The 13,071-nt window shown below is 71.3% G+C and carries 7 protein-coding genes and 1 tRNA gene; 7 read left to right on the top strand and 1 reads right to left on the bottom strand.

Going from position 1 to position 13,071, the window contains the following annotated elements; all coding sequences use genetic code 11:
• Window position 1: 1 nt before the first annotated feature.
• The 7 genes from E5N76_RS02445 to paoC all read left to right on the top strand — a co-directional run bounded on the left by E5N76_RS02445 (window position 2) and on the right by paoC (window position 12,757).
• A complete protein-coding gene (locus E5N76_RS02445) occupies window positions 2–3,331 on the top strand; it encodes a glycosyltransferase (RefSeq protein WP_149535701.1) in 3,330 nt (1,109 codons plus the stop codon).
• Window positions 3,328–5,469, top strand: a complete 2,142-nt coding sequence (locus tag E5N76_RS02450) for an HAD family hydrolase (protein WP_149535702.1) — start codon at window positions 3,328–3,330, stop codon at window positions 5,467–5,469. Before E5N76_RS02445 ends, E5N76_RS02450 begins: the two co-directional genes overlap by 4 nt.
• Window positions 5,466–6,716, top strand: a complete 1,251-nt coding sequence (locus tag E5N76_RS02455) for a glycosyltransferase (RefSeq protein ID WP_149535703.1) — start codon at window positions 5,466–5,468, stop codon at window positions 6,714–6,716. Before E5N76_RS02450 ends, E5N76_RS02455 begins: the two co-directional genes overlap by 4 nt.
• Window positions 6,713–7,972 carry a hypothetical protein gene (locus E5N76_RS02460; RefSeq protein WP_149535704.1) on the top strand — a complete coding sequence of 420 codons (1,260 nt, stop codon included), beginning with the start codon at window positions 6,713–6,715 and terminating at the stop codon, window positions 7,970–7,972. Before E5N76_RS02455 ends, E5N76_RS02460 begins: the two co-directional genes overlap by 4 nt.
• A 982-nt stretch (window positions 7,973–8,954) precedes the next feature.
• Window positions 8,955–9,596, top strand: a complete 642-nt coding sequence (gene paoA / locus E5N76_RS02465; protein ID WP_149535705.1) for an aldehyde dehydrogenase iron-sulfur subunit PaoA — start codon at window positions 8,955–8,957, stop codon at window positions 9,594–9,596.
• Complete coding sequence (locus E5N76_RS02470; protein WP_149535706.1) at window positions 9,593–10,543, top strand: FAD binding domain-containing protein; 951 nt, start codon at window positions 9,593–9,595, stop codon at window positions 10,541–10,543. The genes paoA and E5N76_RS02470 overlap by 4 nt, the downstream gene beginning before the upstream one ends.
• 3 nt (window positions 10,544–10,546) lie before the next feature.
• A complete protein-coding gene (paoC, locus tag E5N76_RS02475; protein ID WP_149535707.1) occupies window positions 10,547–12,757 on the top strand; it encodes an aldehyde oxidoreductase molybdenum-binding subunit PaoC in 2,211 nt (736 codons plus the stop codon).
• A 189-nt stretch (window positions 12,758–12,946) separates the two neighbouring features.
• On the opposite strand, the gene E5N76_RS02480 is transcribed toward paoC, so the two are convergent.
• Window positions 12,947–13,020 (bottom strand) — tRNA-Met (locus tag E5N76_RS02480).
• Between the last annotated feature and the right edge of the window lie 51 nt (window positions 13,021–13,071).

Genomic DNA, 13,071 nt, shown 5'->3' on the forward strand with positions numbered 1-13,071 from the left:
CATGGCGGGGGATGCCATGCTCCGGCCGGCCTATTTCACCGATCAGCGCCATGCCTGGTTCGACCGGACGCTGCCGCAACGCGGCGAGATCAATCTCGGCCCGGATGCGCGCAACCTCACCCTCGTCTTCCTCTCGATGAATCGCGCCGGCCTCTCCATCCGGCTGCTGCAATCGCTCATCGACCACGTGCCGAATTTCGCCGGCGAGGTGCTGATCGCCGACAACGCCTCCGATCCGGCGGAGCTGGAGGTGCTGCGCGAATTCTGCGCCGCGCAGCTCCGCTGCCGCTGGCGGATCCTGGAATTCGACAGCAATCACGGCGTCGCCGGCGGCCGCAACCGCGCCTTCCGGGAGGTGACGACGGATTGGATCCTCTCCCTCGACAACGACATCTACCTCACCGCCGATCCCTTCCCGCAATTGCAGCGGGACCTCGCGCTGCTCGGCACGCATTTCCTCAGCGTGCCGCTGCTGAACCCGGACCATGCGAGCTTCTACGCCTTCGGCGGCGCGCTGCAGACGCTGATTCAGAAAGGCGAGCCGCGGCTGACCATCACCTCCCTGCTGCCGCCGGGCGCGCCGCTCGCCGCGGCGCAGGAGATCAGCCCGGCGGGCGAGGCCTTCCTCTGCTCCTTCCTCTATGGCGGCGCCAGCCTGCTGCTGCGCGAGAGCTTCCATGCGCAGGACGGCTTCGATGACGGCATGTTCATCGGCTTCGAGGATATCGACTTCTCCCTCCGGCTGTGGCGTGCGGGGGTCAAGGTCGGCTGCTCGGCCATTGCCTGCTTCGTCCATGACCATCCACCGGCCGAGGCGCCGAGCGACCAGAGCTATGAGCGCGCCCGCTTCTCCCGCCAGGCGCTGAAGAATGCCGCGCTGCATCTGGAGGCCAAGCATGGCTTCCGGGTCTGGGGCGATGAGGTGGAGAATTGGCTGACCACCCGGGAGCAGCAGCAGCACATCGCCGCCGGTGCCGGGGCGGTGGCGGCGACCGCCGCGCCGGCGCCGCGCAAGCCGCGCATCGCGCTGGTGACGGATACGGCTGACTGGGCCTTCGCCAACATCGCGCGCCAGATCATGCGCCACCTCGGCGACAAGTATGAATTCGACCTGATCCCGATGGTCTCGCTCGCCGCGGTGGAGGAGCAGCGCTGGATCGAGGGCGGGCGGCAGGGCGCCTATGTGCCGGGCGGCGGCGCGGCGCTGAACCACCTGCTGCTGGTCGCGCCGCAATACGACCTGGTGCATGTCTTCTGGCGCGAATATCTGATGCTGATCGACAGCTACGCGCTGGAAGCCTATGCGGAGAGGCTTGGCCTGCCCTACGCCGAATTCCGTCGCCGCTTCCTGGACCCGGCCTGGATCACCACCAGCGTCTACGACCATCTGCACTGCACGCCGGTGGCGATCGAGGAGCGCCGCCAGCTGTTCAACGAATGGACCGTCGCCTACACGGTCTCCTCGGCGCGGCTGGGCCGGCTGTACCGCGGCTTCCCCGGGCTGCGCCCGCCCGCGGCGGTGATCGAGGACGGCGTCTCGCCGGAATTGTTCTACCCGCTGGAGACCGAGCGCTTCGCCGCGACCGAGGGGCGGGAGCTGGTCGTCGGCTGGGTCGGCAACAGCCGCTGGGCGGCCACGCTCGGCGACAAGAAGGGGGTGCACAGCATCCTCATCCCCGCCATCGAGCAGCTCCGCGCCGAGGGGCTGCCGATCCGGCTGGAACTGGCGGACCGGCAGCAGGGCTTCATCCCGCATGACCGGATGGTGCACTGGTACCGGACCATCGACCTCTATGCCTGCACCTCCGACATCGAGGGCACGCCCAACCCGGTGCTGGAGGCGATGGCCTGCGGCGTGCCGGTGGTGACGACCGATGTCGGCGTGGTGCCGGAGGTGTTCGGGCCCTTGCAGCGGGAATTCATCCTTGCCGAGCGCTCGGTGGAGTGCCTGAAGGCGGCGCTGCGCCGGCTGCTGGCGGACCGGACCCTCCTGCCCCGGCTTTCCGCCGAGAATCTCGACAGCATCGCCCGCTGGACCTGGCGCTCCAAGACCGAGCTCTTCGACGCCTTCTTCGCCGAAGTGCTGGAACGCCGCGCCACCGCCGAGGGCGAGCGCCGTACCAAGCTGTGCATGCTGCCCTTCACCACGCCGAGCATGGAGCCGGATGGCAGCATCCGGCTGTGCTCCGCCGCCTCCATCTTCGACCACCGCGAGGAGACGAATATGGGGAATTGCCGCACCGCGGGGCTGGAAGCGGTGTGGCGCGGTGCGAAGTACCGGCATATCCGCCGCACTCTGGCCAGCGGCGAGGGGCTGACGCCCTATTGCGCCGCCTGCGAATACCGCAATGACGGCCCGGCCTGGCTGTTCCAGCTTCACCTGGCGCTGCATGCCTGGAATGCCGGGGTGCGGGATGCCGAGATGCTGGACCTGCTGCGCCGCCGCGCGCCGCGCTACGCCGAATACCAGGCGCGGGCGGCGCAGCACGGGCTGCAACCCTTGCCCGTGCCGGCGCTGGAGCCGGCGTCGCCGGGACCGGCCAAGGCGCCGCCGGCCCTGCCGGAGACGCTGGTGGATGGCAAGACGCTGCCGATCTATATCGACCTCAACACCCTCAACCGCTGCAATGTCTCCTGCATCATGTGCCCGCCGGCCATCCGGCATGACCAGCAGGGCATCAGGCGCGACCCCTATTACCGGCTGACGCTCGAGGAATTCGAGCAGATCACCGGCGGGCTCAACGTGACCTCGGCGCATTTCGTCGGCGCCTATGCCGAGCCGCTGCTGAACAAGCAGATCTTCGAGCTGGTGCGCCGCGCGCATGAGCGCGGCATGTTCAGCGCCATCACCAGCAACGTCATGCCGCTCTCCCGCGCCTTCGCCGAGCGGCTGGTGGAGGCCGGGCTCGACATGCTCTCCATCTCGCTGCACGGCGCCACGGCCGAGGTGGCGGAGTCGATCATGCTCCGGTCCAAATTCGACCGCGTGCTGGAGAATATCCGCACCCTGCAGGCGGTGAAGGCGGAACGCGGCAAGGCGACGCCGGAGATCTACTTCAACTTCGTCTCGCAGCGCCGCAATGTCGGCGAGATCGCCGCCTTCATCCAGCTCGCCGCCGGGCTCGGCGTGCGCCATGTCAACATCATCCACCTGATCGACGGCGACGAAGCGGTGAATGCCGAGGACAATCTCGTGCTCTATCCCGAGCTGCTGGTGCCACAGCTCCGCGAGGCGCTGCGGATCGGCGCCGAGCGGGGGGTGAACGTGCATATCAGCCCGGCCTATCGCAGCCTGCTGGAAGGCTGGCAGGCGCCAGGGGAAGCGGCGTGAGCCAGGCCCTCGCCCCGGCCGCCACGGCGCCGCGCCGCAGCCTCACCTTCGGCTGGCGCCTGCGCCACCGGCTGCGGCGCGCCCTCGCCCGCCCCGCGCCGGCCGGCGAGCCGGCAGTGCCGCATGATTCGCTAGCCGCCGTACTGCTGGCGCATCCGGCCGACACCATCGCCTTCGACATCTTCGACACGCTGGTGTGCCGCAGCATCACGCCGGAGCATGTGAAGCGCCTGGCGCTGGCGCGGCTGGCGCGCCGCCTCGGCCTGAAGCTGGGCGATGCCGCCGGGCTCTACGAGGCGCGGCGCCGCATCGAGGCCGAATTATGCCGCGGCAATGCCGATCTGCATGGCGAGCTGGAATTCCGCCATGCGGATATGGCGCGGGAGCTGCACGCCGCCCTCGCCGCCCAGGGCCTGACCCCCCTGCCGGAGGCCGCTGATTTCGCCGCACTGCTGCTGGCGTGCGAAGTGGCGGTGGAGCGCGAGGTGCTGCGCCCCATCCCCGGCGCGGCGGCGGCGCTGGCGGCGCTGCGTGCGGCCGAGCGCCGGCTGGTGGCGGTGAGCGATTTCTACCTGCCGGAGGTGGTGCTGCGCGGCCTGCTGGCCCGTTGCGGCATTTCGCTGGAGGGCGTGCCGCTCTTCGTCTCCGCCGACCACATGGCCTCGAAGCGCAGCGGCCGGCTTTACCAGCTGGTGCTGGGCGCGCTCGGGCTGTCGCCGCCGCAGCTTATGATGGTGGGCGACAACGCGCATTCGGACATCGCCATGGCGCGCGCCGCCGGCTGCGCCGCGCTGCAGGTGGATGCCGCCGCGCAGCACGCCTTCTACGCCCGCGCCGAGGCCGGGGTGTGCAGCCCCCTCAGGGCCCGCACTGCCTGGCGCGAAGCGGTGGGCGCCGCGCCCGGCCTCCGCGGCGCCGCACCGGCGCTGGTGCTGTTCATCGAGCGCCTCTACGCCGCGGCGCGGCAGGACGGGCTCCGCCACCTCTTCTTCCTCGCCCGGGAGGGGCAGGTGCTGCTCCGCCTGTTCGAACGCTACCAGGACTGCCTTGGCCTGGCTCCGGGGGAGCGCATCGCCTGCCATTACCTGCTGGCCTCGCGCCGCGCCTGCTACATCGCTTCGCTCGGTCCGCTGGAGGCGGAGGAATTCGCGCTGCTGTTCCGCCAGTACCGGCGGATCTCGCTCGGCGAATTTCTCGCCAGCCTGCGCATTCCCGCGGAGCAGGCCGGCATTTTCGCCCAGGCCATCGGCACCACGCTGGACGCGGTGGAGGAGGATTTCCCCACCAGCGCCTGCTTCGCCCGGCTGCGCGCCCTGCCCGCCTTCGCCGCGGCCTATGAGGCGCTGCGCCACGGCCAGCAGGCGAATTTCCGCGCCTACCTCGCCGGCTTCGGCGTGGATTTCGCGCGGCATCCGCTGGCCCTGGTCGATGTCGGCTGGAAGGGCACCATCCAGGACTGCATCGCCGCCGCGCTGGGCGCGGGCGTGACGCTGCAGGGCTATTACCTCGGCCTGCTGCAGGCCGGGCAGGAGATGGCGGGCAAGCGCGGCCTGCTGTTCAGCAATATCGGCCACGCCACGCCGGGCTTCCGCATCTTCGCCGAGAACCGCGCCCTGTTCGAGATCCTGCTGCATGCCGACCATGGCAGCGCGCTGAGCTATGAGCGCCTGCCCGACGGCAGGGTGGAGGCGCGGCTGGAGGCGGCGCCGGAGGAGCTGGACTACATCTCCCGCAGCGTCGCGCCGGTGGCGGCGGCGGTGGTAGCGAGCGCCGAGGCGCTGATGCGCCTGCGCCACGACAGCGCCCTGCCGGAACATGAGTGGGAGCGCTTCGTGCTGGACTGCCATGCCGACCTCGTCTTCCGCCCCTGGGACACAAGTGCGGCCTGGTTGCTGCAGGCCAGCCATCGGGAGAATTTCGGCGTGTTCCGCCTTTCCTCCTTCCGCCAGGGGGCGGCGCCCGGTCTGCCGGCCCGGCTGCGCTGGACGCTGCGGCTGCTGCGCCGCCCGCGGGAGATGCTGCAGCCCTCCTTCTGGCCGGCGCTGACCCTGCACCGGCAGGGCAGCGCGCTGCTGGCCTGGCTCTATGGCTGGCGGCAGCGCCGGGTGGAGCGGCGGGCGCTGGCGGCCGCGCCATGAAGCTCTGCATGCTCATGGGCTCGGCCGATATCAGCGGCGGCTCCTATGTCATCTTCGAGCATTGCCTGCACCTGCTGGCCGAGGGCGTGGAGCTCACCGTCGTCACGCTCGACCCGCTCGGCCCGCATGTCGCGCCCTGGCATCCGGCCTTGCAGCGCCTGCGCTTCGCCAGCTTCGAGGAGGTGGCGAGCGAAAGCTTCGACCTGGCGATCGCCACCTGGTGGAAGACCATCTATGAGCTGCACCGCATCGAGGCGGCGCGCTACGCCTATTTCGTGCAGTCGATCGAAAGCTGGTTCTACCCGGACAGCGAGGTGGCGCTGCGCAGCCTGGTGAACGCCACCTACCTGCTGCCCCTGCCCGGCATCACCGAGGCGCGCTGGATCCAGGCGCATCTGCGCGAGCGCTTCGGACATGACTACCACCTGGTGCCGAATGGCTGCGCCAAGCCGCTCTACGCCGCGGAGGGCCCGGCGGTGGCGCCGCGCGAGAAGGGCAAGCTGCGCATCCTGGTGGAAGGCCCGCTGGGGGTGGATTTCAAGAATGTCGCGCGGACCATCGCCCTGGCGCGTCGCGCGGCGGTGGGCGAGATCTGGCTGCTCACCGCCTCGCCGGTCGCCGCCTATCCCGGCGTCGCGCGCGTCTTCTCCCGCATCCCGGCGGCGGAATGCGCGCCCATCTACCGCTCCTGCGACGTGCTGCTGAAGCTGAGCCTGGTAGAGGGCATGTTCGGCCCGCCGCTGGAGATGTTCCATTGCGGCGGCACCGCCGTGGTGTACGACGTCACCGGCCATGACGAATACATCCTGGATGACCGCAACGCGCTGGTCGTGCCCACCGGCGACGAGGCGGGCGTGCTGGCCGCGCTGCACCGGCTGCGGGACGAGCCCGGCCTGGTGCCGCGGCTGAAGACGGAGGCGCTGCGCACCGCCGCCGCCTGGCCGGGCTGGGCAGAGGCCAGCCCGCGCTTCGCCGCCGCGGTGCGCAGCATCGCTGCCGGGCCGGCGACGATCAGCCGGGAACAATTGCGCCTCTGGACCGCGGAATTCTTCGCCCAGTATGTCCGCGCCGAGCGCGCGCTGCAGGCGGCGCGCCGGCCGCCGGCGCTGCGGCGGCTCGCCCGGCGGATCATGGATGCGGTGATGCGCGGCGCGGCGCAACTGCCGGTCGTGAAGCAGCATCTGGTCAGCCTGCGCGCCTTCCTGCAGGAGGAACGCAGCCTGCCCCGGCCGCGGACGCGGATATGAGCGCGGGCACGGCGCCGCCGGAAGCCGCGCTGCGGCCCGTGGCGGCGGCGCTGGGCCCGGCTTTCGGCGGCTTCCTGCGCGGGGTGGCGGAAACGGCACGGGCGCGTGGGGCGCCGGCGGTCTGGTTCCTCTCCGGCGAGGGGCAGTGGTTCGCCGCCACCTATGCGCGGCTCTGCGCCGCGCTGGGCGGCGGCTTCCCGCCGGCGCGGCACCTCGCCATCAGCCGCCGCGCCAGCTTCCTGCCGAGCCTGGAGCGGCTGGACCGCGGCGCGCTGGCGCCGCTGCTGGCGCAATACACCAGCGCCAGCCTGGGCGGCGTGCTGGCCAGCCTCGGCCTTGCGCTGCCGGCGGCGGCGCTGGCCGCCGGCGGGCTCGACCCGGCGCAGCCCTGGGCGGAGCAGGCCGCGCGGGCGCTTGCCCTGCCGGCGCTGCGGGACGCGGCGGAGGCACGGCGCGCGGCGCAGCGGGCACTGCTGCTGCGCTTCCTGGCGCAGCAGGGCTTCCCCGCGGCGGGCGAGGCGCTGGTGGCCGATATCGGCTGGCGCGGCTCGATCCAGGACAATCTCTGCCGGCTGCTGCCGGCGCTGCGCCTGCATGGCTGCTATTTCCTGCTGCTGCCGGGCTTCTCGCCGGCGCCGGCCAATGCCACGCGGCAGAGCTTCCTGCTGCCGCCGGGGCCGCGCGAGGCGCGGCGGCTGCGCTTCGGCGCCCCGCTCGAACTCGCCGTGGGGGGTGAGGGCGGCAGCGTCATCGGCTACGCGGCCGCGGGCAGCGGCGCCGCGCCGGTGGCCGGGCCGCCGCCCGCCTGCCCGCCCGCCGCGCGCCGCGCTCTCGCCGGCTTCCGCGCCGCGCTGGCGGAAGCGGCGGTGGCGCGGCAAGCCAGGCCGGAGGTGGCGCTGCGCGACACGCTGCGCTTCCTCGAACATCCGCCGCGCGCCTTCGCCGCGCTCTACTTCGCGCATGAGCGGGATGAGCGCTACGGCACCGGGCGCAGCCACCTGGCCGCGGCGCCACTCAAGGCCGGGGCGCTGCTGTCGGCGGTTGGCCAGGCAGGGGCGCGCCGGCGCCTGGGCCTGGCGCTGGCGGAGAGCGGCTGGCCCTGGGCGCTGCTGCAGCGCGACCTGCCCTGGCTGCTGCCGCTGCTGCGCCCGGTGCTGATGCGGCTGGACCCGCGGCTGGAAAACGCTCCGCGCATGCTGGGCGCCGCCACCAGCCGCGCCGCCCCGGGCGGCCGCGCGGTGGAATGGGCAAGGTAGTCCGCGCGTCATCGGTGCTGAAGCGGCTTCACCTCGCCTGCGCTCGGTGAAACCGCTTTAGTGGCCCGAGAACGAAGTCCTACGGACATCGTTCTCGGGCCACTAGCCTTGGTTTCCAGTGGCCTGCTCGTCCGCGACGTTCGCTGGAAATCCAGCGAACTTCGCGGGCAGGACATTAGCTTTTTGTTTTGTTGCAGTTCCCGTCGTCCGGCGATTCCGCCGGACTTGCAAATGCTCCAGCCGAAGCGGCGGGGTGGGCTGCGCTCCGCTCACCCACCCCGCTTCGGCCATTTGTCTGATCGCGTGATTCGCGCCTTTCAGTAAGTCCATATCAGGCGATCACGCTCCCAGCAGCCCGGCCTCGCCCGGCAGCCCGGCCTCGCACGGGGCTTCCGGGCGGCGAAGACGGCGACATCCCGGAGCGGATTCTTCCGGTCCGGCGCGATGGCGGCGCGTGGTCGCCGGCCCGTGGCGGCACCCTTCATGCCTCGCCGGGGCTGCGCACCTGCATGCCGGGAGGAGCCGGCATATGCCGGGGCGGTCCGGCCGCGACCGGACGCGGAGGCGCCCGGTGCAAGGCAGGCAACCTTGCCGATCGGGGATGCGTTGATCGGCGAACCGCCCGGCTTCGGGGCGGCGCCAGCTGGCGAGGTGTTCCGCGCCGTCCCGAGGCGGAGGCGAGGACGGCCGGCGCGGCCTGGGAGGATACGGCCCCGGAGCAAGGCATGCGCGCCCGCACAAGGTCGTCCACAGGGAGGCGGCGGATGGCACGAAGCGCCCGGGAACAGCCTGCGGCGTGGGAAGGCCGGCCATCCGGCTTCGTCCAGGCGCGCGGCATCGCGGGGGATTCCACGGCGTGGGGCAGGCAGCCCCGGCCGGAAGGCCGACCGGCTGCGCGGCGCTCCGCCGCCTGGCCCGCACAGGGCGTCGCGACGAAAGCAGGGCAGGACAGTTTGAGGCCACAGCCATCGGGAGCATGCAGATGCAGGAACCGAGAGCCAGCGACATCGGCCGGCGCGACGTGATGCGGACGGCCGGCGCCTGCGCCGCCGCGGCAGGCCTGCCGCCGGCCGCCACCGCCCAGATCCAGCCCAGCGAGAGCGAGGAGGTGCGAATGGCCAGCGTGTCATTCCAGGTGAACGGGCAGGCCCATAGCCTCGAACTCGATACGCGGACGACGCTGCTCGACGCGCTGCGCGATCACCTCCACCTCACCGGCTCGAAGAAGGGCTGCGACCACGGCCAGTGCGGGGCCTGCACCCTCATCGTCGATGGGCGGCGGATCAATTCCTGCCTGAGCCTCGCGGTGATGCATGAGGGGAGCAGCATCACCACCATCGAAGGGCTGGGCCAGCCGGACTCCCTGCACCCGCTGCAGGCCGCCTTCGTCCAGCATGACGGCTATCAGTGCGGCTACTGCACGCCCGGCCAGATCTGCTCCGGCGTCGCGGTGTTCGAGGAAGTCCGGGCCGGCATCCCGAGCCATGTCACGCCCGATCTGATGGCGCCGGCAGCGCTGACGGCGGCGGAGCTGCGCGAGCGCATGAGCGGCAATATCTGCCGCTGCGGCGCCTATTCCAACATCCTCGAGGCCATGCTCGAGGTCGCCGGGAGGCAGGGATGAAGCCCTTCACCTATGAGCGCGCCCGCAGCCCGGCCGAAGCCGCGGCGGCCGTCGTCCGCCAACCCGGCGCCAAATTCATCGCCGGCGGCACCAATCTGCTGGACCTGATGAAGCTGCAGATCGAGACGCCGACGCATCTCGTCGACGTGAACGGGCTGCAGCTCGACCGGATCGAGCCCCTGCCCGAGGGCGGGCTGCGCATCGGCGCGCTGGTGCGGAACACCGATCTGGCGGCGGATGAGCGGGTGCGGCGGGATTACGCCGTGCTCGCCCGTGCGCTGCTCGCCGGTGCCTCCGGCCAATTGCGCAACAAGGCGACGACCGCCGGCAATTTGCTGCAGCGGACGCGCTGCCCCTATTTCTACGACCCGGCGCAGCCCTGCAACAAGCGCCGGCCGGGCTCGGGCTGTTCCGCCATCGGCGGGGTCAGCCGGCAGCTTGCCGTGATCGGCGCCAGCGAGGCCTGCATCGCCACCAACCCGTCTGACATGGCGGTGGCCATGCGGGTGCTGGACGCGCAGGTGGAGACGGTGAAGCCGGATGGCGCGACGCGCCGCATCCCGATCGCCGAATTCCACCTGCTGCCGGGCGAGACGCCGCAGACCGAGACGGTGCTGGAACCGGGCGAGCTGATCACCGCCGTGACCCTGCCGCCGCCGGCGGGCGGGCGGCATTTCTATTGCAAGGTGCGGGACCGTGCCTCCTACGCCTTCGCCCTCGTCTCGGTGGCGGCGATCGTCCAGAAGGACGGCACCGGCCGGGTGGCGCTGGGCGGCGTCGCCCACAAGCCCTGGCGCGTCGAGGCGGCGGAGGAAGCCCTGCCCCGCGGCGCCGCGGCGGTGACGGAAAGGCTGCTCGCCGGGGCCAGGCCGGCGCCTGACAACGCCTTCAAGCTGCCCCTCGCCGAACGCACGCTCGGCGCGGTGCTGGCGGCGGCGAGGAGCTGAGCCATGAAATTCGACACCCCCGCCACCACCAACCCCATCGACCGGCTGCAGATCGTCGGCCAGCCGCATGACCGCATCGACGGCCGGTACAAGGTCACCGGCACCGTGTCCTATGCCTATGAGCATCACGAGGTCGCGCCGAACGCCGCCTATGGCTACCCCGTCGGCGCGACCATCGCGAAGGGCCACATCCGCGCCATGCGCACCGAGGCGGCGCGGCGCGCGCCCGGCGTGCTCGCCATCGTCACGGCCGAGAATGCCGGTAAATTGGAGAAAGCCGGCCGCAACACGGCGAAGCTGCTCGGCGGCCCGGAGATCGACCATTACCACCAGGCGATCGCCGTGGTCGTCGCCGAGAGCTTCGAGCAGGCGCGCGCCGCCGCCGCCCTGATCGAGGTGGAGTATGCCGAGGCGCCGGGCCGCTTCAGCCTGGCGGCGGAGAAGGGCGCGGCCAAGCCGGCGGACAGCGATGTCGGCGGCCCGGCCGAGACGGCGGTCGGCGATTTCGCCGGCGCCTTCGCGCGCGCCCCGGTGCGGCTGGACGAGACCTACACCACGCCCGACGAATCGCATGTGGCCATGGAGCCGCACGCCTCGATGGCGGTGTGGGAGGGGGAGTCCCTCACGCTCTGGACCTCGAACCAGATGATCAATTGGGGCAGGATGGATCTCGCCAAGACGCTCGGCCTCCCGGAGGAACGAGTGAGGGTCATCTCGCCCTTCATCGGCGGCGGCTTCGGCTCCAAGCTCTTCCTGCGCAGCGACGCGCTGCTCGCCGCGCTGGGGGCCAGGGCGGCGGGGCGCCCGGTGAAGATCGCGCTGCCGCGGCCGCTCGCGGTCAACAACACGACGCACCGGCCAGCAACCATCCAGCGCGTCCGCATCGGCGCGGAGCAGGATGGGCGGATCACGGCGATCGGGCATGAGAGCTGGTCCGGCGACCTGCCGGATGGCGGCCCGGAGACTGCGGTGAACCAGACCCGCCTGCTCTATGCCGGCGCCCATCGCATGACTGCGACGCGCCTTGCCACGCTCGATCTGCCCGAGGGCAATGCGATGCGCGCGCCCGGCGAGGCGCCCGGCATGATGGTGCTGGAAATCGCCATGGATGAGATGGCGGAGAAGCTCGGCATCGACCCGGTGCAGTTCCGCGTGCTGAACGACACCCAGCAGGATCCGGAGAACCCGTCCCGGCCCTTCTCGCGGCGACAGCTTGTCGCCTGCTGCCGGATGGGCGCGGAACGCTTCGGCTGGGAGCGGCGGAGTGCCCGGCCTGGCCAGCGCCGCGAGGGGAATTGGCTGGTCGGGCTCGGCATGGCGGCGGGATTCCGCAACAACCTGCTGACGCCCTCCGGCGCGCGGGTACGGCTGGAGGAACCGGGCATCGTCATCGTCGAGACCGACATGACCGATATCGGCACCGGCAGCTACACCATCCTGGCGCAGACCGCGGCGGAGATGATGGGCGTGCCGATGGAGCAGGTCAGGGTCCGGCTGGGGGATTCCGCCTTTCCCGTCTCCGCCGGCTCCGGCGGCCAATGGGGTGCGAACAACGCCACCTCCGGCGTCTACGCCGCCTGCGTGAAGCTGCGCGAGGCGGTGACGCGGAAGCTGGGCGTCAATGCCGCCGATGCGGTGTTCGAGCATGGCGAGGTGCGCAGCGGCGGCCGCAGCCTGCCCTTGCGCCAGGCGGTGGCCGAGGGGCCGCTCACCGGCGAGGACAAGATCGAGTATGGCGACCTGGCGAAGACGCACCAGCAATCCACCTTCGCCGCCCATTTCGTGGAGGTGGGCGTGGATGCCGCGACAGCGGAGATCCGGGTCCGGCGGATGCTGGCGGTGTGTGCCGCCGGCCGCATCCTGAACCCGAAGACGGCGCGCAGCCAGGTGATCGGCGCGATGACGATGGGGGTGGGTGCGGCGCTGATGGAGGAGCTGGCCGTCGATCCGCGGCGGGGCTTCTTCGTCAACCACGACCTGGCGCTGTACGAGGTGCCGGTGCATGCCGACATCCCGCATCAGGAAGTGGTCTTCCTCGAGGATGACGACCCGATCTCCTCGCCGATGAAGGCGAAGGGCGTCGGCGAGCTGGGGCTGTGCGGTGTGGGCGCAGCGGTGGCCAATGCGGTGTACAACGCGACCGGAATCCGGGTGCGGGATTACCCGGTCACGCTGGATAAGCTGCTGACCCGGTTGCCGGCGGCGACAGGGTAGGAGGAGCGGGAGGCGGCGCTGGGCTTCGGGCGTTGTGCTGCGTCCTGGGGCCTTGGTGTTGGTTTTTGTGGCTTGATGTGGCGAGGGGGTTGAGCGCCTTCGGCCCTTACGCCTGGCGCCCGGTCCTGGAATTGCTGAGTGGCCCGGCGATGTCGTCGGGGCGCTTGCGCTGGTTGGGCGGAGCGAGGGATGCGGGGACAGGATTTGAACCTGTGACCTTCAGGTTATGAGCCTGACGAGCTACCGGGCTGCTCCACCCCGCGGTGGTGTGGTGTGTGGCAGGTGGGTTTTCCGAGGATCCGGCGAGGTGGCCC

The organism is Siccirubricoccus phaeus (genome assembly GCF_008360935.1).
In the GTDB taxonomy this organism is placed as follows: Bacteria; Pseudomonadota; Alphaproteobacteria; order Acetobacterales; family Acetobacteraceae; genus Siccirubricoccus; species Siccirubricoccus phaeus.